The organism is Alkalibacterium sp. MB6, from assembly GCF_009935905.1.
Lineage (GTDB): Bacteria > Bacillota > Bacilli > Lactobacillales > Carnobacteriaceae_A > Alkalibacterium.
On record NZ_PREX01000001.1, the window covers coordinates 186884 to 209094 of the forward strand.

A 22211-nucleotide genomic window follows, 5' to 3' on the forward strand; every position below is an offset into this window, starting at 1 on the left:
GTCCACTACTTAAGAATGTCACCTTAAGTAGTGGACCTATTTTGTTAGTTCTCTATTGCTTCTAGTGCTTTTTCTAACTCATTTAGTCTCTCTTCAAAGACCGCCATCGCTCTAACTAGATAGTCTTTATCCGTCATGTCCACTCCGGCTTTTTTCATCACTTCAATTGGGTAGTCGCTGCTTCCCGCTTTTAAATAGGACAAATAATTGTCTAATGCCCCATCTTCTTCTTTCAAAATTTTGTCAGCCAATGCCGTTGCTGCACAAAATCCTGTGGAGTATTGATAAACATAATAATTGTAATAGAAGTGAGGAATGCGAGCCCATTCATATTGTATCTCTTCGTCTTTTTCAACAGCCTCTCCGTAATATTTTGAATTTAAATTACGGTAGTTTTCGCTTAAATAGTCAGCTGTCAATGGAACCCCTTTAGCTGCTTCTTCATGCATGAAATGTTCAAACTCAGCAAACTGTGTTTGACGGAATACCGTTCCTTTAAAGCCGTCCAGGTAATGACTTAGTACATAAGCACGAGCTTTTGGATCAGTTGTTGTCTCTAACAAGTAGTCGGTCAATAAATTCTCATTAGTCGTTGAAGCAATTTCAGCCAAGAAGATAGAATAGTTGCCATATACATAGGGTTGGCTGTTACGAGTAAAGTAACTGTGAGCGCTGTGACCTAATTCGTGAACCAGCGTATACAAGTGATTTAAAGAGTCATGCCAGTTTAATAGAATATATGGATTCGTATCGTATGTTCCAGACGAATAAGCTCCACTGCGTTTGCCTTTGTTTTCAACCACGTCAATCCAGCGGTCGTTAAAGGCTTTGTCTAAAACAGCTTTGTATTCGTCTCCTAAAGATGCCAACCCTTCATAGGTTTTATCCTTAGCTTCATCATATGAATACTTCAGACTTGCTTCCCCAGTAATCGGAGTGTATAGGTCGTACATATGCAATTCATTTAACTTCAGGGATTTCTTTCTTAATTCCATATAACGGTGCAGTAATGGCAAATGTTCATTCACCACTTCAATTAACGTATCATGAACGGCCTCTGATATATGGTTATTGCTTAACGCACTTTCTCTGGCAGATTTAAAGTTGTGTACTTTAGCTTGATAATTATGGTTTTTCACATTTGATGATAGTGTGCTCGCAAAAGTATTCTTAAAGCTCGCATACACCTCATACATTTTCTTGAATGCTTCTTCTCTGACGGATTGATCTGTACTTTCTAATAACTGACCGTACATGCCATGAGACAGTTGCACGTCTTTTCCATCTTCACCTTTTACTTTAGGGAACGTCAAATCAGCATTGTTTAACACACTAAATGTCTGGCTTGATGAAGACAGAATATCACTAGCTCCAGCAAGTAAAGCTTCCATTTCTGCACTTAAAACATGTGCTTTATTCGCCGTCATTTGATTAATGTAATGCTTGTAGTCATTAAGTTTCTCATTTTCATCAAAGTAACTAAGCAGTTTATCTTCAGGTAAGCCAATCACTTCAGGTTCAAACCATGAAGAGGCCTCTTGTGAAAGCGAAGCTAAAAAACGAGCACGGTCATTCATAGCTTGATAGGTACTATTCGCTGTGTCCTGGTCATTTTTTAAATGAGCATAGACATAAATTGAACTAACCTTTCTTGATAAGCCAAGCATTGTTTCAAGAGCGTCTAAAAAGGTATCGGCGCCTTGATCCAATTTACCTTGGAACTCTTTAATCGTTTCAACTTGATCTTTAGTGGATTGGTAATCCTCTTCCCATTTCTCATCCGATTCATATATAACTGATAAATCCCATGATAAGTGAACAGGTACATCTTCTCGGTTCGGTAATGTATTCGCTTCAGACATTTAATTTCCTCCCTTAAAATATGTGAACAATCTAATGATAACATAATTTGAAAATGAATAGAATACACAAATATTAGACCTTTGTACACTCGTTTACCTACTCTGACTTATTTTCCACTTAGCTTCTCCTAATCTATATAAATAGCCGCCAACTGTAAGGTCATGGGCAAACTCAATAAAGGGGCGCAATTGCTCTTCCCGATTTAAAGTGGGTATATAATAATAACTGAGTCTATTTTCATTTAACCAAACTTCTAACTGTCTGCTTAAGTTATGCTTCGTTAATACGAACATCTTAGGCTTTTCTTCTAACCATTTCCACATGGTATACTTCCACAAATAAGGGGAGCTTTGTATCAACCATTCATGGGGAACGTGTCCATAAATAGGCAGTGGAATAGAATCAATGGTTTCTCTATTTAAATAAAGTTGTTCAAAAAACGGACGACTTGATTCCTGCCTAGAGAGACTCAATCGCCTGACCTTTTCTTTTTCTTTTATAAGCGTTTTTGGTGATACTGATCTTTCTTTTATCCGACTAAGGTCATTAACAGGCACATCATGATTACAAAGTAAAAGTGGGCACTCTTTTGAAACAGACGACTTAAATGATACGTTCCTTGATGCTTTTTTGTGAAAACCACTCAGCGTATGGGTCCGACCGTTTTGGCTATCGTATTGATGTAATACATACTGATTGCCTGCTTTATAAAGATAAGCACGATGCGCAGCAGTTAGGCTCGTTTTTACATGGAGTTTCTTCCCCAATACCCACATCACAGCATAGCCGTTCAATAGATACCCTTCTGTTCTGGAACGGATGGTATCAATAGGTATCGGACTGCATTGAAACTCTATCGCTATCTTCATACCATTAACGGTAACCAGTACATCCGGTCGTTGCTTTAACTCTGGTAAATATGCTTCCATTTGAACAGTCATCCCCTGGTTCTCTAAAGACTGATAGAGGCCTAACTTACCTTTTAAGTGTTCTTCAGTCTCACCTTCTGAAAAGGCATCACATGTTGCTTTACTAAGGTGAGCAAAATGAGCTAGTTTAATCTCTCCTCTCTTTAAGGTGACATTTCCTTGACAAGCCGAACAGAAGTAACGTGTTGATTTATTTGCTTCTACTGCTAAGACACTCTGATTATTTTCATTAATAGCTATTAGCATAGTCATCCCTCCTATTATATATATTACCCATAGGAGGTCAAAAGGAATTAAAAAAGTTCGCAAAAGTTTTAACTTTTGCGAACTAATCTTTACTTAAAGTAATATCTGAGGGTTTCCAAAGCATTGGAGTCCATCAATAACTTACCGTACTCATCTAATACATCGTAGGTCATATCACTTTTACTTCCATATTCCAAAGCAATAGCTATCTCTTCTTCACTGGTTCTTCCATGCATTTCTTCCACAAAGAATGATAGCTGAAGGTAGTACTGATCATCCAGTAAATACAGATTCGATAATCCACTTTCCATATACAAACTTTTTGATAGTTGAATCGCATGCTCAAAATCTTCTAAAGCAACGACAGCTTGCTTAACTTGTAAATCGTTGTTAGCATACTCTTCCATCTCATCTAAAAGATTATTGTTTTGTTTTAATGGATTCGTATGATTCTTCAAATCAAGATCGCTTAGTTCATCCTGAAAGTTATTACCTTTACTAATAAACAACTCTAGTCCATTATTATTAGGCATCACTTGAAAGGTTACGGCTTCTGACTCTTGAAACTCTTCATCAATATCAACTTCTTCAAGAATACTATAAAAGAACTTTTCAATTTGTTTTTGATTGCCGAGTAAATCTAGAAAGGTAATCCCACGTTCTTCGAGATCGCTATTTCCAATGACTACTCTTATTGTATCATCGTTAATATGTTCAATTTCCATTATTCCGCACCTCACTCTTCTAATGGAATGACTGACGTTTTCACATTTGTCCGGTAACTAAAAAATGACAATCTTCCTAAAGACTGTACTCCTACCATTATACAAAAGGTAAGTTCCAAATACAAGTAAGCAGGAGCCTTTCCTCAGTCTATTTTCAGTGTGTATAAAAAGAACCGACATGACTATGTCGATTCTTGAACTAATGTGTTTTAAACTTGTGATAAAGCAACGAGTTGTTGTGCTCTTTCCAATTCCATTGCTCTCACTTCTCTTGGCACAAACTGTCTAATCTCATCTTCATTGTATCCAATTTGTAGACGCTTGTCGTCTAAAATGATTGGACGTCTGATTAAAGTCGGGTTGTTTTGAATCAATTCAAACAATTCTCCCATAGACAGATCATCTAAATCAAGATCCAATTCTTTATACACTTTTGAGTGTTTAGAAATAATATCCTCCGTGCCATTTTCAGTTAATCTCATAATTGACCTTATATCATTAAAACTCAGCGGCTCATAAGCCATATTTTGTTCAGAATAAGGAATCTCATACTCTTCCAGCCAAGCTTTAGCCTTTCTGCATGACGTACAACTCGGTGTCGTAAATAATTTAACCATTTTATGTATGTCTCCCTTCAATTATCTATCCGATTGATTATGACTACTTCTTTACTTGCCATATCTTGTTCACATTTATAACTATAACTTATATGTGAACACTTGTAAAGCTTTTTTTGTCAAAGATTAGTCACCTTTATTTTATTTTTAATTATTTCGTTGATTTAATAAGCTTTACCTTCATTGTTTATTTTACTATCATTATATAGATTGTAATTACTATAAACTGAAACAGTTAGATCAAACCTTTGACACATTTTACATCGTTTTTCTAGACTCCATTTCATTTATATACAAAAAAAGAGCTCTCTCTCTATGCGTAGTCACATGGACTAGCTTTGAAAGAACTCTTTCTTATACTTATTTTTAAAGTGTTGGCTTTTTAATACAATAAATCCACTAATTCTTTTGAATCGGCATTTCCAAAGTACTTTTGAATATCAATTTTGTCGACGGCTTCTTCAATAGAGGCTTTATTATAAGAAGTTCCTTGAAGGATCTTTTCGACATCTTCAATTTCTCCCATACCAAAGAAATCTCCAAAGATACGAATGTCTTCGATGACACCTTTTCGAACATTCATTTTTACTTCAACCGTGCCGACTGACAAACGTTCACTTCTCTCCATATCGAAAGCGGGTGATTTTCCGTAGTTCCACTCCCAGTTAGCAGTATACTGTTTGGCAAATTGATCAATCTTCACCCAGTCTTCATCGGTCAATTTATATTCTTTAACGCCATCTTTGTTGTCGGTGTCGAAAATATAAAGCAATAATTTTTCTTTAAAATCCTTAGCATTCATATATTGGTAAGAATCATCAAGGAATGGTTTGATATTAGTTACACGGCTACGAATAGATTTAATTCCTTTTGATTCTAATTTATGTTTTTTCGGTTTGAGGGCACTAACTACCGCTTCTATTTCCGAATCGAACATTAATGTGCCATGAGCTGTTAAGCGCCCATTCTTGGAGTACATCGCATTGCCAGAGAATTTCTTCCCATCAATCACTAGGTCATTACGACCACGCAACTCTGCACCTTCTACTCCCATTTGATGGAGGGCATCAATAACAGGCAAAGTAAATTTCTTGAAATCTCTAAAGGAATTACCATCATCTTTTGTTAGGAAACAAAAGTTCAACACACCCATATCATGATAAACAGCTCCCCCACCTGAGAACCGTCTGACAACTTTCACATCATTCTCTTCAACATATGTGGTATTTACTTCTTCATACGTGTTTTGGTTTCTACCTACGATGATAGAGTTATCATTAATATAGAATAACAAAATCGGCTCATCCAACTCTACTTCATTTAATAAATAGTATTCGATTGCTAAATTAAGTTGTGGATCATGAATTTCTTGCCCATCTCTTTCATTTTTAACGTAATACATGCTCTTTTTCTCTCCTTAAACTGTAATAGTCAAATCTTTTTCTGCTAAAGTAACTTTAGTGTCATCCGCTTGTTCTGTTGCCTGTTCAAGCAAATCCTGCCAGTCTCCTGTTTGAGGTAAATGGGTTAGGATTAACTGTTTCGCACCTGCTTCTCTGGCTAGTTTCCCACATTCACCAGCGGTCATGTGCACTGAATGATTCTCTTTCCCTCGGTAAAAATTGCTGTCAGCTAACAAAACGTCAGCACCTTTTGAGAAAGAAATAAACTCTTCTATATAACCCGAATCAGCAGTGAAAACAACGACCTTACCGGTAGACGTCTCTTCTATTCGTAATGCATAACAAGGAACGGGATGCTTTGTTTTAATTTGAGTCACTGTGAATGGCCCAATAGTTGTAGACGTATGTTGATTGTAGGCATGTCCTTCAGATACACCATCCATAGTTAGCTCTTCAAAATGCGCTTGATCATCATCATGTCCATAAATAGGTAGGAGAGGCAATGCCATGCCGTCCTTATCCTTATTTAGTAAGCGATAAAATTGAAGAACACCTAAATCAGCGATATGGTCATGGTGATAGTGAGATAGCAACACAGCATCTAAATCAGCGGGTGAAACATGCTTCTCTATAGCCAACAGACTTCCACTGCCGACATCTAAGAGCATATGAAAGCCTTCTGACTCTAACAGATAAGCGCTGGTTCCAATTCCATTATGCGGATAGCCACCATAAAAGCCTAAAGTCGTTAGCTTCATCTTTTCTTCCTCACTTTCCATTCTTCTTATTATTCTTCCTTATTATAGAATACGTCATTTAGATAAAAAAAAACAACAGAATCTCTACTTTCAAGAAGAATCTGCTGTTTTTTTGAATGTGTTGAGCCATTGATGTACGCATAAAAACTATTTTGTGTTTTTTAAATAGTCAATGATTTGTGTGCTAACTTTATTTGCTTGTTTAATACAGTTGCTAATTCCAAAACCATCAATGCCGTTGCCGGCTAAATAGAGACCTGGGTATTTTTCATCCAAGAATTCGAAAAGATTTTTTCTTTTTCGTTCATACATTAACTTGAACTGAGGAATGGCATTAGGCCAGCGTTTAATGATTTTGTAGTTAGGCTTAGCATGAATATCAAGCATAGCAGATAAATCTTTTAAAATAGCTTCTTCAATTTGCTTATTGCTTAAAGACATCATGATCCCATCGTTGCTTCTTCCGAAGTAAACACCTAATAACTCTTCATCTCTATGAGCATAGTGTTCCCATTTTTTATTCAACCAAACCACACTTTGAATATACGAGTTATTTAGTCGCACAGACAAGACACCGTTACCTGTTGGTGGCCTATTAATGGACCCTTTCGGGAAGCTGAACAGAATAAAGCCAATGGACCCTGTTTTGATATCTTTGAAATATGAACTCAGCTCTAAATCAGAAAATAGCGGCTTATATGCCTCAGAGTCTGTCGCCACTAATACCGAGTCCACTCGTAGTTGTTCTTTGTTATTAATATCAATGATATACGTGTTATTAATACTCTTTTTGATTTCGGTTACTTTTTTCGAATAACGAATCGTGTTTTCCAACTGATCCGTCAACGCACGAGTTAACGTTTCCAACCCTTCAGTGAATGTAGCAAAGTTACCGTCGCCATCTAATAGTTCTGGATGGGCTTCAATCGCTTTAGTCAATGTCCCGTACTCTTTTTCTTTTTCGACAATGACCTCATTAAATCGATTTATACCAATATCATCGATGTCACTTGCAAAGATTTTAGAAAAATAGGGTTCAGCAACATACTTAGCCATCTCCTCACCAATACGGCTAGCAAGATAATCTTTGGCTGTAACTTCTTTTTTCTGTTTTGAACGTTGAAAGTATGTTTCTCTAAGAAATTCTAACTTCCCTTGAAAAGAAATCAGATCGTATTTCCATATATCCGTTCGCTTTACAGGAATGCCTTTGTAGGTAGGACAATCGAAGTAATATAATGTATTGAAGGCAAAAATATCTTGTTTTACGTGTTTGCTGTACTCCATTTTATCTTGAAGTCCCAGCTCTTCTATCAATGCCTCAGCATCTGGGAGCCTAGTATCAATGGATTCAGCACCAAGGTCTATGTATTGATCCCCGAACTTCATAGTAAATAACTTTCCACCTGAACGGATAGAAGACTCGAGTAAAATGACTTCATAAGGCAGATTTTCAGTTTCTATCTGCTGTTTCAAACGGTAGGCAGTAGTTAACCCAGTTATGCCGCTGCCAATGATAGCTATTCGCTTTTTAGCCTTTTCCATTCACCATTTCCTTTCATCACTATGCTAAAATACTAAGATTGTACTAAGTATAACGTTGTTCTTTATTTTCCCTTTTTAAAAAAGTGGCAGCGCAATGTATCTGGATAAGTATTCGGTTCTTTCATGTGAAAGAATCGGTTCTTCCGGATTCCATCATATTATACCATGATGTTTACATTATTGGGTTAAAACTTTATGTCTTTACTGTTAAGATTATTAAAAAAACACTCTTATAATAATCCACATTATTGTGAATATCTATTATAAGAGTGTTGTCAATTATTTGTTTAATGCGTCTTTAGCTTGGTTAGTTAATGCAGTAAATGCTTCTGCATCAGTAATAGCTAAATCTGCTAATACTTTACGGTTTAAATCAATTTCAGCTAATTTTAAGCCATGCATAAATTTAGAATAGCTTAATCCGTTCATGCGTGCTGCAGCGTTAATACGGGCAATCCATAACTTACGGAAGTTACGTTTGTTTTGTTTACGGTCTCTGTAAGCGTACATGTATGATTTCATTACTTGTTGTTTTGCTACTTTAAACAACTTGTGTTTTGCACCATAGTACCCTTTAGCTAATTTTAATACGCGGTTACGGCGTCTGCGGGTGACGACTCCACCTTTTACTCGTGCCATTATTTTTCCTCCTTGAATGCAATGCTATGATTATGAAATCATTATTTCATTTTAGCAACCATTTGTCTGATACGTTTGAAATCCCCTTTAGAAATTAAAGCTGATTTACGTAATTTACGTTTTTGTTTTTGAGTTTTGTTCGCAAATAAGTGACTTGTTTTAGCACGGCCTCTTTTTAGTTTGCCAGTACCTGTACGTTTAAATCTTTTTGCAGAACCTTTATGCGTTTTTTGCTTAGGCATTCTCAATTTCCTCCCATACGTCTTCTTATCATTTTTCAGTAATAAACAGCCGCCGAAGCGAGCTGCTTGCTACTTCATTATTTCTCACTTTTCGGTGCGAGCATTAAGAACATGCTACGGCCATCCATTTTAGCGTTAGATTCAACTACTGCAATATCAGATGTTTCTGTCGCCATACGTTCTAGGACTACACGACCAATGTCCTTATGTGTAATAGCTCGACCTCGGAAACGGATAGATACTTTTACTTTATCGCCTTTTTCAAGGAACTTACGAGCATTACGCAGTTTAGTATCAAAGTCGTGATCATCAATAGTAGGACTCAAACGTATCTCTTTAACGTTGATTACTTTTTGATTTTTTCTTGTCTCACGTTCTTTTTTCTGTTGCTCATAACGATATTTACCATAGTCCATGATACGTGCCACTGGGGGCTTAGCATTTGGCGATACAAGTACAACGTCTAAGTTAGACTCTTCTGCCATTCTTATTGCCTCGTTACGTGGGACTACACCTATCTGTTCACCGTCTTTTCCGATTAATCGAAGTTCGGTTGCTCTAATACGATCGTTGACAATCATGTCTTTAGCTATGGTGGTCACCTCCAAAGAATTTGCGAGAAAAACACAGAAAATGGCGGGACTTCTATGAAATCATAAAAGTCCCGCCATATTTCCGCATAAAACATACGTCGCCATATGTTTATTATATATACGTCCATATCTGCCCAGGGATGTCAATCCACTCAGGCGAGAAGCGGGGCTTCTGCTTTATTTTCTCAACTAGTACATATTACCATTTATATTGTATCATGTCAAACATTTTTTCGACTTACCTTAATTCTTATTACTTTCCTCAACCATTTTCGAGATAAAGTCTTCGAGTGCAATCGATTCAGTCTGTTTTTCGCCATACTTTCGAACAGTAACTGTGCCCTCTTCCATTTCGTTATCACCAATGACTAATTGATATGGAATTTTTAATGTTTGAGCTTCTCGAATTTTATATCCCATTTTTTCATTTCTAGTATCTACTTCTACACGCAAGCCCTTGTTAGCCATTTTCTCTTGCAACTCTTGAGCAAATTCTCCGTGAGCATCTAAGTTAACAGGAATAATTTTTGCTTGTACCGGCGCTAACCACGTTGGGAATGCTCCCTTATACCGTTCGATAAGGTAGGCTACAAACCGTTCCATTGTCGACACAATGCCTCGGTGAATAACCACCGGACGGTGAGTATCTTGACCATCTTCGCCTACGTATGTTAAATCAAATCGTTGAGGTAGTAAGAAGTCTAACTGTACAGTAGATAAGGTTTCTTCAATTCCCAATGCTGTTTTAACCTGAACATCTAATTTAGGTCCATAAAAGGCAGCTTCTCCTGTTGCTTCGAAATACTCTAAGCCTAAATCATCCAGTGTTTCTTTCAGCATCGACTCTGCTTTTTCCCACATCTCATCATCGTCAAAATACTTTTCAGTGTTTTGTGGATCTCTATAACTCAATCGGAACCGGTAATCCTCAATTTCAAAATCCTCAAATACAGCAAGCATCAAGTGAACGACTCTCTTGAATTCTTCTTTGATTTGATCTGGACGAACAAATACATGGGCATCGTTTAATGTCATTTCACGGACACGCTGTAAACCTGATAACGCCCCACTCTTTTCATAACGGTGCATCTGCCCTAGTTCAGCGATACGAATAGGTAAATCCCGGTAACTTCTCACATCATCCTTGTACACCATCATATGATGCGGGCAATTCATTGGGCGAAGAACAAGCATTTCTCCGTCTCCCATGTCCATTGGTGGGAACATGTCTTCATGATAGTGATCCCAATGTCCTGAACGCTTATAGAAGTCCACATTTGCCATAATTGGTGTATACACATGCTGGTAGCCTAATCTAATTTCTTTATCTGTAATGTAGCGTTCGATGATGCGACGAATCGTTGCACCTTTAGGTAGCCAAAACGGTAAGCCTGAACCGACTTCTGGTGCAATCATAAATAAATCTAATTCCTTACCTAGTTTACGGTGGTCACGTTCTTTGGCTTCTTCTCGCATCTTCAAGTACTCTTTCAACGCTTTTTTATCAAAGAAGGCTGTTCCATAAACACGCTGCATCATTTTGTTATTAGAATTTCCTCTCCAATATGCGCCAGCTAGTGAAAGCAATTTGAATACTTGAATGCGCCCTGTTGTTGGTACATGAACCCCTCGACATAAATCGACAAAGTCTCCTTGTTCATAGACGGAAATAATGTCGTCCTCAGGTAACTCCTCAATGAGTTCTACCTTATAAGGGTCTTGTTGGAATAACAATAATGCTTCTTCTTTGCTCAATTCCCGCCTAGTTATTGGAAGATTTTCTTTGACGATAGCCATCATCTCTTCTTCAATTTTAGGTAAATCATCATCTGTAATCGGTTTTTCAGTATCTGTATCATAGTAAAAACCACGTTCAATTGCCGGCCCTACTCCAAATTTGACGTCTGGGTACAATCGTTTAATGGCATGAGCCATCAAATGAGAAGTCGAATGACGCAAAACTGATAAAGCATCTTCATGATCAGGTGTAACAATTTCTAACACACCATCTTCTAGAAGTGGGCGATCAAAATCAATCAACTCCCCATTCCATTTTGCAGCCAGTCCTTTTTTCTCTAAAGATTTAGCAATGCTTCCTGCAATGTCTTTAGGTGTAGTTCCCTGACTCACTTCTTTAACCGAACCGTCGGGCAATGTAACGGATACTATATCTGACATACCATTTCCTCCTCTTTCTTGTTCATGGAATATAAAAAAACCCATTGAATAGGCCAGTATACAACTAGCGAATTCAATGGGACGTAAATTAATGACGTGGTTCCACCCATGTTTACAGAATAAATCGAACGCACTCATTCTGTCTTCATTTCCTCTTTAACGCAGAGTAACGTCTGCTCCTACTTACGGTTCGAAGCACATCTTAAAAAGCGGTCATATACAGGTATTCTGGAAAGCTTTCAGCAAATGCTTTCCTCTCTATAAGAATAGGGGCTGTATATGGTGTCTTTTTGTCGATAGTTATTTAGCTAGTTTAAAGGTCTCTCTATACTATTAGATACTACCACAGGATAATTCATTAGACAATTAGATTTTATAAAATTATTTATTATCTATTGTTTATTTCGTCTATTCTCGCCCGACATACTGACTTCTTCCGACAACAGTCTGATTCTTTCCATTAGTCGCTTCGCTTTAAGTGGTTCGGTCTCCCCTCTCTGAGAGGTGGTCAAGTGCTCCGATTCCAATTGTTCCATATTAAAATTCGACGTAAAGAAAGTCGGTAACTCCTCTTGCATACGGTATTGTAAAATAACGCCTAAAACGTCGTCTCTAATCCAAGAAGACATGGAGTCTGCTCCAATATCATCCAACATCAAAATCGGCGCTTTTTTAAATGCATCCAACTTGTCTTCTGTCGTATTCTTACCAATGGATTGTTTCATTTCAACAGCTAAAGTAGGAAAGTGGACTAAAGTCGATGGATAGCCTTGCTCAGATAATTCAAAAGCTATAGCTCCAAGTAAATACGTTTTTCCTACACCAAACGGTCCATGTAAATAAAGTCCTTTATGAAAAGCTTTTGGAGAATCGATATAATTTTCCACGAACATCATCGCTTTATCAAGCGCTTCTCGCCGGCTGACAGAGTGATCAAAGTCTTCAAAGGTAGCTGTCTTAATGTCTTTAGGCATATAGACTGATTTAATACGATTTTTAATTTTCTCTTGATTCTGTCTGTTTAACAAACCTGGCGTTGGAACATAGGTGACATCAATCCGGTTATTATTAATAATAAGTTTTGGGTGATACCCAGGCGCCAAACCATCCTCGTCTCTTGCTACTTTTTTCTTTTCGGATACAAACTCGTATAGTTTAGACGCACTTCTCTCTATAGCGGTTTTATCAAGTTGGTCTTTGTTTTCGGAAAGAAACAATTTGACATCCGGATCACGAAAGACAACATTTCTCATGATGTCAGCGTACGTGCTATTCAATTTCTGAGCGTCCATCATCTTTTCCAACTGTGTTCTTAAACTTTCCATTACTGTTCACCACTCTTTCGTTGACGGATGCGTTTCAGTCTTTCTTTAAAGGCTTGTTCAACTTCATTACTAACTGGTTCATCTTTACGTTCTGTTTCATAAGCCCATTCTGGTAAAGTTTCTTTTCTGACGTTTCTATTTGAATACTGATTCCCTTTATGACTTGCTTTTGATTTAGGAGTAGCAGATGCTTGAGTCGACGCATACAACTCTTTGACTTTTTGCATCGCTTCTTCAGGCGATTTCACTTGTTTTTGTGCCCAATCATTGGCTATTTTCATAGCAAAGCCTTTATCCAAGGTTGGTGAGTTTTTAATGATTAAAACATAGTTGATTAAAATATTAATAACTGCTGCTGATAAAGGCGCTTGTTCTATCAGTTCTTTCAACACCCAAGACTCATTGCTTGAAACGAATCCACCTTTTTGTTCTTTAATTGATTCAAGGTAAGCATAGGGTTTCGTTTGTTCAGCATGCAAAATAATTTCGATTTCTTCTGTTGAATACCCTTTTTGCTTCAATTCATTCAGTCGGAAGGTTTGCTCTTTGGCTGTTTTTTCTTCTTCTTCAAATAAATTGCCCCTACTATTAGTCGAATGGAGGTAGTGGTCTTGAATCAATCGAGTCAATTTTGATTCACTGACTTGTCCTGTCCCAACATCAGCAGCCTCCAATACAAATCGCTGCATATCTAACTCGTTTATCCCGTATATTGTATGGAAAGTGAAGATTAATTTCTTAATAGAAGCATCGATTGATGCGGTTGAAACGAATTGCCGATTAATCCCCTCTTTGAAAAATGCCCAATCAAAGTCACTTTCTTTCATCACTTGTTCACTCAAAGAGAGCGGCTTGACATCGCTAGTTAGTCGAGTATCTTTAGTCACGGTTTGACTCATTTTATCCATATTGACATGAACCACATCACCAAAGGACTTAGTTATATCGACGTAATCTTCCAGTTCTATTTTTTGACTAGTAAAGCGATCTTCTAATTCTATAACCAGTCGTTGCCCAACTTTTTCTGTCAAGAGCATGCTAAGCAGCGGATCACTGAAAAACTGTTCCGGTGTCATCGGCGCTTCAATTGCAATTTTATAATCATGACGGTTCTCACTGTGCTGAAAGACGTTTAGTAAACCATAAGCTTCCAGTTTGATACGAGCTTCATAAAATTCCTTAATTCCTATATCAAGTTGACTCAATATGTCAGATAAGAAGACGACTGGAGAGGAGTGAGTCACAACATATTCATTCATTAAAAAATATAAACTGACTGCTTGTATACTGGTTAAGGGTTGGTATAAAGAGACTACTGTCCGTTTATCTAAATCAGACAACAGTCTTGACTGACTTATTTGTAAGGTATCTCTTGGACTAATTTCTTTCCATGGGTAATTCATCGTCTCATATCCTTTCACATACGTTCAGCTGTCAGACTAGTATCTGAGACGATTGACGTCTTTTTCGTTTTACTTGATTGGCATGACTAGTCACCTTAATGATCTTTTCGTTTTTTTTCGAGTTCCTGCATTTCCTGCATGAATACCCCAATATCTTTAAATTGTCTATACACACTCGCAAAGCGGATGTAGGCAACGTCATCTAAATGAGCTAATTCTTCCATGACATATTCACCAATTTTAGTTGATGGCACTTCACTGGCACCATAATCTCTAATTTTATGCTCCACTTTATTGACAATGTTCTCTTGGTCTTCAGCTGCCACAGGCCTTTTTTCGCAAGCTCGTCTAATCCCTCTAAGCAACTTTTCTCTGCTGAATTCTTCTCGGTTTCCATTTTTTTTCACTACAAGAATTGCGCTTTGTTCAACTCGCTCAAAAGTGGTGAAACGATAATTGCATTCTTCGCACTCTCTTCTGCGTCGAATCGCCTTTCCGTCATCAGTCGGTCTGCTGTCTACTACTCGGCTTCCATTATTGTGGCACTTTGGACAATGCATGGTTTTCAGTCCTTTACTATTGAATTCTTACTCTTATTATACCATAGGTATGTCAGGCGCACTAAACCCTTTTTGGATGATCCACTCATGAACTTGTTCTTTCGTTTTCTCTATGGTTCCGGTGTTATCAATAATGGTATCTGCCTTAGCAACTTTGTCCTCCATCGCCCACTGAGAACGAATTCTAGCTTCGGCTTCAGGAACACTCAGTTGATCCCTAGTCATTAACCGTTTGATCTGGGTAGCTTGGTCAACATAAACTAACATCACTTCGTCCACTCTTTGGTCATAACCCGTTTCAAATAAAAGAGGGATATCCATCACAATCAAGTCGTGTCCAGCGTCAATGAGACTTTGCTTCTCCTTTTCCATCAACTGATAGACTGCCCCATGGACGATTTGATTTAAATCACTGAGTTTCTTTGAGTCATGAAAAACAATTGAACCTAATTTTTTTCTATTTAATGTGCCATCTTCTTTTATAACAGATACACCAAAGGTTTCTGATACCTTTTTTAATGTATCCGATCCCGGCTTCATCACTTCTCTTGCTACTATATCAGCATCAATGACCGGTATAGTCAATGACTGAAAAAAACGACTGACCGTTGATTTGCCAGAAGCAATGCCACCGGTTAACCCTAAAATTAATGTCATGTTTATCATCCCTTTTATGTTTGGCACACTGGACAATAGTGTGTCCCTCTCTGTGCTACTTTTCCCTTAACAAAAGGCGTGTGACAATTTGGACAAGGTTCCCCTGTTTTCCCGTATACCTTCAGCTGAGATTGATAGCTTCCTTCTTGACCGTAGGCATTAGCGTAGGTCCGTATAGTGGTTCCACCCGAAGCCACTGCTTGCGTCATAATGGAAACAATCGCTTCTTTTAATAAAGCAATGTCATCCGGCGTTAGCGTATTTGCTTGGCGCTCTGGGTGGACTTTGGCTCGAAACAAGATTTCATCTGCGTAGATATTCCCAATACCAGTAACCATCTTCTGATCCAGTAAGCAGGATTTTATAGAGCGTTGACGTTTCTTTAAGAAACGGTGAAGGTGGTCATCAGTTAAACTAGTCTCGAAAGGCTCCGGACCTAAATCTCGTAATGAGGGATGCTCGAACGCTGATAGTTTTGGAGTCAAACTCATCTTTCCGAATTTCCTCACATCTAAGTACCTTAACTCTGTTCCGTCATCTAACGAAAAGAGGACGTGGGTATGCTTCGTTAATGGAGCCTCTGACGTTTCTACTTTAAATTTCCCTTCCATTCGCAAATGGCTGATAAGCATGTCTGAGGTTAACTCAAACAAGAGAAACTTTCCTCGTCTTCCCACTGATTCAATACGCTGACCTATTATCTGTCGCTTAAATGTATCGACTGACGGATCTTTTATTATATTATCCCATAATACGTTTACTGCTTTGATTCGCTTACCAACAACTAAGTGTTCTAAGCCCTGCCTAACACTTTCTACTTCTGGTAATTCTGGCACCCGTTTCACCTCTCATTAATATTCATACTTTTTTTATTCCTTCTACTCTTCTTGTCTACTCGGTTAAAGCTTAACATGAAAAAAAGCGAGTGAATACCCGCTTTTTTTCTTTCCATTCACTTTCTTTATTTGGCATCGTACCAACTGTCGCCAAAGCTACTTTCCACTTTTAGTGGAACAGTTAGATCGACCGCATGCTCCATGACCTCTTTAACTAATGTTTCCAATTGCTCAATTTCAGACTCTGGTGCTTCAAAGATTAATTCATCATGGACTTGAAGAAGCATGGTTGCTTCCAAACCTTCACTCTTAATCCGTTTGTTCATCTCAATCATGGCCATTTTCAAGATGTCAGCCGCACTGCCTTGAATCGGCGTATTCATGGCTGTTCGTTCAGCGAATGAGCGCAAATTGAAGTTTCTTGAATTAATATCTGGCAAATAACGACGTCTGTTGAATAATGTCTCAACATACCCTTTTTCTTTAGCCTCTCGAATGACTGTATCAATAAACTGTTTAACTCCTGGGAAGCGATCAAAATACGTATCAATATAATTCTGAGCTTCTTTACGAGTGATGTTCAAATTTTGAGATAGACCATAGTCACTAATCCCATAAACGATTCCGAAGTTTACAGCTTTCGCATCGCGACGCATATTTGATGTGATATCTTTCGCATCTTTTACGTCAAACACTCGCATCGCTGTAGTTGTATGAATATCTTCATTATCCATAAAGGCTTTAATAAAGTGCTCATCTTCGGAAATATGAGCTAGTATGCGTAGTTCGATTTGAGAGTAGTCGGAGGCAAATATTTTCCACCCTTTTTGTCTTGGAACAAACGCTTGTCTAATTTTACGCCCTTCTTCCAAACGGACAGGAATATTTTGTAAGTTCGGATCAACAGAACTCAATCGACCTGTACGCGCAACGGTTTGTAAATAGCGTGTATGGATTTTGCTTGTTTGAGGGTCAATGACTTTCAGTAACCCTTCAATGTACGTCGATTGAATTTTGGATATCTGTCTGTATTGTAAAATGTGTTCGACTATAGGCGCTTGGTCTTGTAATTTCTCCAATACATCTTGAGCTGTTGAATATCCGGTTTTGGTTTTCTTGATAACTGGGTAGCCCATCTTTTCAAATAGAATCACACCTAATTGTTTTGGAGAGTTGATATTAAACGTCTCTCCGGCTTCTTCGAATATTCTCTCCTCAATCGATTCAAGAATACCTTTAAACTCTTCTTTCATCGTTTCTAGACGATCAGCGTCTACCGTAATCCCTTGAATTTCCATGTCTGCAAGGACTAATGCTAAAGGCATTTCCATTTCTTTAAGCAATTCATCTTGATTATTCTCAGATATATCTTTAGCCATTTTATCGGCTAACTCTTGAATCGCTAAAACTTTTCTAGCTAAATGGTCATACATTAAGGTTAAGTCTTCAGGTAATTTAATTTTCTTTCCTTTACCGTAGACGACTTCATCTGGCATGACGCCATCGTAACCATGCTTTTTAGCCACATCCGTCACATCGCCCCCACTGCTGTCTTCTGCCGTCAGCAAATAAGAGGCGAGCATCACATCAAAGTTGACACCTTTAAGTACCATGTCTTTGTGATTTAAAGCCACGTACGTTGCTTTAACATCATAGACCTGTTTCGTCATCTTTTCATCTTCAATCCATGACTTAAAAGCATCAGAAGAAAAAGCTGTAGAAGGACTAGCGACGTATACTTTATCTTTATCGCCCCATGCCACTGATACAACTTCCGACTGATGATAGTTTTCAGTAAGCATTTCAAGATATAATGCCATCTCATTCTTAAACATATTTGTTGTTATCTCTTCAACAAAGTCGTAATCGACCTCGACCGCTTCTTCAGCCAGTTGTTCCATGTAGTCTTCCGTGTCCAGCTTTTGAAGATGCGAATTAAAGTCCATTTCTTTATAAAAAGCGATAAGAGCCTCCATGTTGTAGCCTGTGTATCCTAAATCATCGAGTGTAATAGTTATAGGCGCCTTTACATCAATCGTTGCTAATTGTTTACTCATAAAGGCTGTGTCTTTTTCGTTAATCAAATTTTCTTTACGTTTAGACTTCTTCATATCATCTATGTTCTCATAAAGATTCTCAACTGACCCATACTCATGAAGCAACTTCAGTGCTGTTTTTTCACCAATGTTAGTCACACCTGGTATATTGTCGGAAGCATCTCCAGCTAGTCCTTTCATATCAATGATTTGCTCAGGACTAATCCCCATCTCTTCCATGATCGAATCTTTCGTGTATTCCTTTAAATCGCTGACCCCTTTTTTAGTAATATCAACTCTGACAGAATCTGAAGCTAATTGCGTCAAATCTCGGTCCCCAGTTAATATAACGACGTCAAACCCTTTTGTTTCAGCTTCTTTGGCTAGCGTACCAATAATATCATCGGCTTCGTAGTTTGGTAGTTGATAGTTTTTCAGCCCGAAACCCTTTAGTAAATCGGGGAAAAAAGGGAGTTGCTCAGCAAATTCAGGAGGCATTTTTGAGCGGCCACCTTTGTATTCTTTAAATTGTTCGTGACGGAAAGTTGTTTTACCCGCATCGAAAGCCACTAATGCATGTGTTGGTTGTTCTTTGTTAACAATGACTTCCAACATATTGTGAAAGCCGTACATCGCATTCGTGTGTAACCCATTTTTATTTTTCATTCGCTCCAATTGACTGTGTAAGCCATAAAATGCTCTAAAGGCAACACTGTGTCCATCAATTAATAATAACTTTTGTTTATTGGCCAATTTTTTTCATCTCCCAGTTATATCTTCCTATAGCTATAGTATCAAACTTCAACGAATAGAAAAAGAGAAGGTACTCACTTAGAGATATAAATACGTGATGAACATAGACTGTTCTTTAACGTATTTACTTCCAGTGAGCCCCTTCTCTTTGGGTGTCTCTATTTAATTTTGTGCTTCCGTTTGGCTGAGTATTTTTTCAAATGCCAACTCGAACTTCTCAATATCGCCGGCACCCATGAATACAACCACTTGGTTACGGTGCTTAAGCAAAGGAGACACATCTTCTACAGTCACAATGCCTTTGCCTTTTTCCGTTTTATCCAGCAAGTCTTCTATCGTAATATCTCCATCCAACTCTCTAGCAGAGGTAAATATATCACAGAGATAAACGGCGTCAGCTAAATCCAATGCCTCGCCAAATTCGCTAAGCATAGCAACCGTTCGGCTAAAGGTGTGCGGTTGGAAGACAGCTACGATTTCTTTATCCGGGTACTTTTGATGTGCCGCGTCCAAAGTTGCCTTGATCTCTGCTGGATGATGGGCATAGTCGTCAATAATGACTGTATCCATCACATTTTTCTCAGTAAATCGTCTCTTTACACCTTGGAAACTCATCAAACGCTCTTTCACTTTCTCAGCGCTCAATCCCTCATAATGAGCGAAAGCAATGACCCCTAAAGCATTTTGTATATTGTGCTTACCGAAAGATGGAATAGTGAAGCGCCCATAGAAATCGTCTCTCACATAAACATCAAATTCAGATCCCTTTGTCGACCGCTTGACATTTTTAGCCTGAAAATCGTTATAATCATCAAAACCATAAAACACAATCGGCACGCTAGCGTGTAGTTGTTGAAGCCGTGGGTCATCTCCACAGGCAAAAATAGCTTTTTTGATTTGAGAAGAGAATTCTTTAAATGCATCTTCAACATCTTCTATGCTTGTGTAATAATCTGGATGGTCATAATCAATATTCGTTATAATAGCGTAGTCTGAAGCGTAAGCTAAAAAATGTCTTCTGTATTCACATGCTTCAAGCACAAAATACTCAGCATCTCTTTCACCTTTACCCGTTCCATCACCAATTAGATAACTCGTCCCTTTTATGCCACTTAGGACATGAGCTAGTAATCCCGTCGTGCTTGTTTTCCCATGTGAACCCGTCACGGATACACTGGTAAACTCACTGCTCAACTCACCAAGGAAATCATGGTATCGTTTAACAGGCAACCCTAACTCTTTCGCTTTGACAATTTCTTCATGCGTATCAGGGAAAGCATTCCCTGCAATGATAATCATGTTGTCTTTTATATTATTCTCATCAAATAGGTAGATGGGAATGTTTGCATCTTCGATGTTTTTTTGAGTGAAAAAGTATTTTTTAACGTCTGACCCTTGCACTTTAAACCCTTTATCGTGCAGTATTAGAGCTAACGCACTCATGCCGGATCCTTTAATCCCCACGAAATGGTATATTATTTCTTGATTCATTTGCAATAAAGCCTCCATATAATCCTGTGTCGTAAAATTGCGCCATGGTATACTATAATTGAAATGAGGAAAAAAAGCTAGTAGTATTGGCTTCTCAATTTAATCCATAATCAAATTAACGATTCTCTGTCATAAACTCTTATTTCCCATTTTTCCTAGGATGAAAAAGTCCTGGCACTTCGCTTTTCCCACTATTATTGCCACTTTTTTCTTCTTCAATAATGGCTGCTAATGTTCGGTGCAAGCCGTAGCCTCTTTTAATTTGCGGTTTTAGAGCCACTTTAGCTCGATTATCATTTGCTTTTGACAGCTCCTTTGCTGGCTGCACCTTATCTTTATTTACATCCATTTGACGGTTTTCTTCAAATCCCCACTGCGCACTAACCTCAGGAGGCACATGGTCTTCATAAAAGATAAATTCAGCAGGTTTCTTGACCATATCATCTTTTAATTGACTATATTTCGGTTCTTGTTTTTTTGCTTTCGGACGTTTATATCCGTATACAGGTGACGGTACCTTACTCACTTCAAAAGGAGGAGAAATAGTCTTGCGCTCAAAACTATCCTCTTTTGTCGATAAATAATCTTTAAACTCTTTTTCTAATTCGTCCCTACTCTTTAAGTGCTTTGGTAAGTCATGTGATTCATTAAAGGACAATGCTTTTGCCCGGTCAGACTCTTCGTTTCTTCTTTTTAAAGACGATTCAAAAAAATCGTTTTTGTTATTCGACATAGCCTCCCCCTCCTAACTGAGTATGCTGATTACTGTTTAAACTGAAACGGAAATCCAGTTGGTTCACTGTCATCCAGAACCATAATACCACTTGATTCTTGAGGCAGTCCTAATTCTCTAGCTGAACAGATCATGCCTTCGCTCTTGACCCCTTTTAATTCACCCGGCCAAATAACCAGACCATCTGGCATCACTGCTCCGACTTTAGCGACAACTACTTTTTGCCCTTCTGCTATATTGCTTGCTCCACAGACAATTTGTAGGACTTCACCTTTATCGACCTCAGTTTCCGTTACATTTAAATGATCTGACCCTTCGACAGGTTTACACGATTTCACATGACCAACAACAAATGTAGGGTCAGTGTTTTCAGTTAATGTCTTCTCTGCGCCAGCTTCTTCAAGCAATTGATTAACTACTTCAAGATTTTTCCCTTCCAACGTAACAGGACCATTCGTTAATCCTTCCAAATAAGTTGACGCATTAAATACATTCACACCGACAACTTCTTTTGTCTTCTTGTCTCTAATTGTGACGGTGTCATTTCGTCTACCATATGATTGTTCTTGAAGATTGGTTTTTTTAAATAGTATCATTAATACATCATCTAATCCGTTATTATTGTACGTGCTAATATACATCATGTTATCTCCCTTTTTCTATTTTAACCCATTTAATG

Annotated in this window: 20 protein-coding genes and 1 other annotated feature; all 20 genes read right to left on the bottom strand. The window is 38.0% G+C overall.

What is annotated here, in order from left to right:
• Window positions 1-44: 44 nt before the first annotated feature.
• The 20 genes from pepF to ytpR all read right to left on the bottom strand — a co-directional run bounded on the left by pepF (window position 45) and on the right by ytpR (window position 22173).
• Complete coding sequence (gene pepF, locus C3945_RS00925; protein WP_161877793.1) at window positions 45-1862, bottom strand: oligoendopeptidase F; 1818 nt, start codon at window positions 1860-1862, stop codon at window positions 45-47.
• A 93-nt stretch (window positions 1863-1955) separates the two neighbouring features.
• The gene (locus tag C3945_RS00930; RefSeq protein WP_161877794.1) at window positions 1956-3038 is read right to left on the bottom strand and encodes a competence protein CoiA; all 1083 of its coding nucleotides are present in this window, start codon (window positions 3036-3038) and stop codon (window positions 1956-1958) included.
• 89 nt (window positions 3039-3127) lie between these two features.
• Window positions 3128-3763 (bottom strand): adaptor protein MecA, encoded by a 636-nt coding sequence (locus C3945_RS00935; protein ID WP_161877795.1) that lies wholly within the window; start codon window positions 3761-3763, stop codon window positions 3128-3130.
• 209 nt (window positions 3764-3972) lie between these two features.
• A complete protein-coding gene (gene spx, locus C3945_RS00940) occupies window positions 3973-4380 on the bottom strand; it encodes a transcriptional regulator Spx (protein ID WP_161877796.1) in 408 nt (135 codons plus the stop codon).
• A 382-nt stretch (window positions 4381-4762) separates the two neighbouring features.
• On the bottom strand, window positions 4763-5782 hold the full coding sequence (locus C3945_RS00945; protein WP_161877797.1) for a lipoate--protein ligase: 1020 nt from the start codon (window positions 5780-5782) through the stop codon (window positions 4763-4765).
• 15 nt (window positions 5783-5797) lie between these two features.
• The gene (locus C3945_RS00950) at window positions 5798-6541 is read right to left on the bottom strand and encodes an MBL fold metallo-hydrolase (protein WP_161877798.1); all 744 of its coding nucleotides are present in this window, start codon (window positions 6539-6541) and stop codon (window positions 5798-5800) included.
• A gap of 147 nt (window positions 6542-6688) precedes the next feature.
• Window positions 6689-8086 carry a protoporphyrinogen oxidase gene (gene hemG, locus C3945_RS00955; RefSeq protein ID WP_161877799.1) on the bottom strand — a complete coding sequence of 466 codons (1398 nt, stop codon included), beginning with the start codon at window positions 8084-8086 and terminating at the stop codon, window positions 6689-6691.
• 279 nt (window positions 8087-8365) lie between these two features.
• On the bottom strand, window positions 8366-8725 hold the full coding sequence (gene rplT, locus C3945_RS00960) for a 50S ribosomal protein L20 (RefSeq protein WP_161877800.1): 360 nt from the start codon (window positions 8723-8725) through the stop codon (window positions 8366-8368).
• Between the two features lie 41 nt (window positions 8726-8766).
• The gene (rpmI, locus tag C3945_RS00965; RefSeq protein ID WP_161877801.1) at window positions 8767-8967 is read right to left on the bottom strand and encodes a 50S ribosomal protein L35; all 201 of its coding nucleotides are present in this window, start codon (window positions 8965-8967) and stop codon (window positions 8767-8769) included.
• A gap of 77 nt (window positions 8968-9044) precedes the next feature.
• Window positions 9045-9548, bottom strand: a complete 504-nt coding sequence (gene infC, locus C3945_RS00970; protein WP_161877835.1) for a translation initiation factor IF-3 — start codon at window positions 9546-9548, stop codon at window positions 9045-9047.
• Between the two features lie 255 nt (window positions 9549-9803).
• Window positions 9804-11738 carry a threonine--tRNA ligase gene (gene thrS / locus C3945_RS00975; RefSeq protein ID WP_161877802.1) on the bottom strand — a complete coding sequence of 645 codons (1935 nt, stop codon included), beginning with the start codon at window positions 11736-11738 and terminating at the stop codon, window positions 9804-9806.
• A gap of 74 nt (window positions 11739-11812) precedes the next feature.
• Window positions 11813-12044, bottom strand: a binding site (T-box leader).
• Window positions 12045-12130: 86 nt separating this feature from the next.
• Window positions 12131-13063, bottom strand: a complete 933-nt coding sequence (gene dnaI, locus C3945_RS00980) for a primosomal protein DnaI (RefSeq protein WP_161877803.1) — start codon at window positions 13061-13063, stop codon at window positions 12131-12133.
• Window positions 13063-14466: a replication initiation and membrane attachment family protein gene (locus C3945_RS00985; protein ID WP_161877804.1), complete on the bottom strand. Its 1404-nt coding sequence runs from the start codon at window positions 14464-14466 to the stop codon at window positions 13063-13065. Before C3945_RS00985 ends, dnaI begins: the two co-directional genes overlap by 1 nt.
• 95 nt (window positions 14467-14561) lie before the next feature.
• Window positions 14562-15026 (bottom strand): transcriptional regulator NrdR, encoded by a 465-nt coding sequence (gene nrdR, locus C3945_RS00990; protein ID WP_161877805.1) that lies wholly within the window; start codon window positions 15024-15026, stop codon window positions 14562-14564.
• Between the two features lie 36 nt (window positions 15027-15062).
• A complete protein-coding gene (gene coaE / locus C3945_RS00995) occupies window positions 15063-15683 on the bottom strand; it encodes a dephospho-CoA kinase (protein ID WP_161877806.1) in 621 nt (206 codons plus the stop codon).
• Window positions 15684-15697: 14 nt separating this feature from the next.
• Complete coding sequence (gene mutM / locus C3945_RS01000; RefSeq protein WP_161877807.1) at window positions 15698-16519, bottom strand: DNA-formamidopyrimidine glycosylase; 822 nt, start codon at window positions 16517-16519, stop codon at window positions 15698-15700.
• A gap of 125 nt (window positions 16520-16644) precedes the next feature.
• Window positions 16645-19308: a DNA polymerase I gene (gene polA / locus C3945_RS01005; protein ID WP_161877808.1), complete on the bottom strand. Its 2664-nt coding sequence runs from the start codon at window positions 19306-19308 to the stop codon at window positions 16645-16647.
• 162 nt (window positions 19309-19470) lie between these two features.
• Window positions 19471-20799 carry a UDP-N-acetylmuramate--L-alanine ligase gene (murC, locus tag C3945_RS01010; protein ID WP_161877809.1) on the bottom strand — a complete coding sequence of 443 codons (1329 nt, stop codon included), beginning with the start codon at window positions 20797-20799 and terminating at the stop codon, window positions 19471-19473.
• A gap of 139 nt (window positions 20800-20938) precedes the next feature.
• Entirely contained in the window at window positions 20939-21532 is a 594-nt protein-coding gene (locus tag C3945_RS01015) for a hypothetical protein (RefSeq protein WP_161877810.1), read from the bottom strand.
• Window positions 21533-21561: 29 nt separating this feature from the next.
• A complete protein-coding gene (ytpR, locus tag C3945_RS01020) occupies window positions 21562-22173 on the bottom strand; it encodes a YtpR family tRNA-binding protein (RefSeq protein WP_161877811.1) in 612 nt (203 codons plus the stop codon).
• Window positions 22174-22211 lie beyond the last annotated feature (38 nt).

Excerpts from the sequence above, each read along its gene's own strand:
- C3945_RS00930 (WP_161877794.1), bottom strand. The coding sequence starts at position 3,038 with ATGCTAATAGCTATTAATGAAAATAATCAGAGTGTCTTAGCAGTAGAA.
- coaE (WP_161877806.1), bottom strand. The coding sequence starts at position 15,683 with ATGACATTAATTTTAGGGTTAACCGGTGGCATTGCTTCTGGCAAATCA.
- C3945_RS00950 (WP_161877798.1), bottom strand. The coding sequence starts at position 6,541 with ATGAAGCTAACGACTTTAGGCTTTTATGGTGGCTATCCGCATAATGGA.
- rplT (WP_161877800.1), bottom strand. The coding sequence starts at position 8,725 with ATGGCACGAGTAAAAGGTGGAGTCGTCACCCGCAGACGCCGTAACCGC.
- ytpR (WP_161877811.1), bottom strand. The coding sequence starts at position 22,173 with ATGTATATTAGCACGTACAATAATAACGGATTAGATGATGTATTAATG.
- hemG (WP_161877799.1), bottom strand. The coding sequence starts at position 8,086 with ATGGAAAAGGCTAAAAAGCGAATAGCTATCATTGGCAGCGGCATAACT.
- thrS (WP_161877802.1), bottom strand. The coding sequence starts at position 11,738 with ATGTCAGATATAGTATCCGTTACATTGCCCGACGGTTCGGTTAAAGAA.
- rpmI (WP_161877801.1), bottom strand. The coding sequence starts at position 8,967 with ATGCCTAAGCAAAAAACGCATAAAGGTTCTGCAAAAAGATTTAAACGT.
- dnaI (WP_161877803.1), bottom strand. The coding sequence starts at position 13,063 with ATGGAAAGTTTAAGAACACAGTTGGAAAAGATGATGGACGCTCAGAAA.
- C3945_RS00945 (WP_161877797.1), bottom strand. The coding sequence starts at position 5,782 with ATGTATTACGTTAAAAATGAAAGAGATGGGCAAGAAATTCATGATCCA.
- murC (WP_161877809.1), bottom strand. The coding sequence starts at position 20,799 with ATGAATCAAGAAATAATATACCATTTCGTGGGGATTAAAGGATCCGGC.
- C3945_RS00935 (WP_161877795.1), bottom strand. The coding sequence starts at position 3,763 with ATGGAAATTGAACATATTAACGATGATACAATAAGAGTAGTCATTGGA.
- infC (WP_161877835.1), bottom strand. The coding sequence starts at position 9,548 with ATGATTGTCAACGATCGTATTAGAGCAACCGAACTTCGATTAATCGGA.
- C3945_RS01015 (WP_161877810.1), bottom strand. The coding sequence starts at position 21,532 with ATGTCGAATAACAAAAACGATTTTTTTGAATCGTCTTTAAAAAGAAGA.
- pepF (WP_161877793.1), bottom strand. The coding sequence starts at position 1,862 with ATGTCTGAAGCGAATACATTACCGAACCGAGAAGATGTACCTGTTCAC.
- nrdR (WP_161877805.1), bottom strand. The coding sequence starts at position 15,026 with ATGCATTGTCCAAAGTGCCACAATAATGGAAGCCGAGTAGTAGACAGC.
- C3945_RS00985 (WP_161877804.1), bottom strand. The coding sequence starts at position 14,466 with ATGAATTACCCATGGAAAGAAATTAGTCCAAGAGATACCTTACAAATA.
- spx (WP_161877796.1), bottom strand. The coding sequence starts at position 4,380 with ATGGTTAAATTATTTACGACACCGAGTTGTACGTCATGCAGAAAGGCT.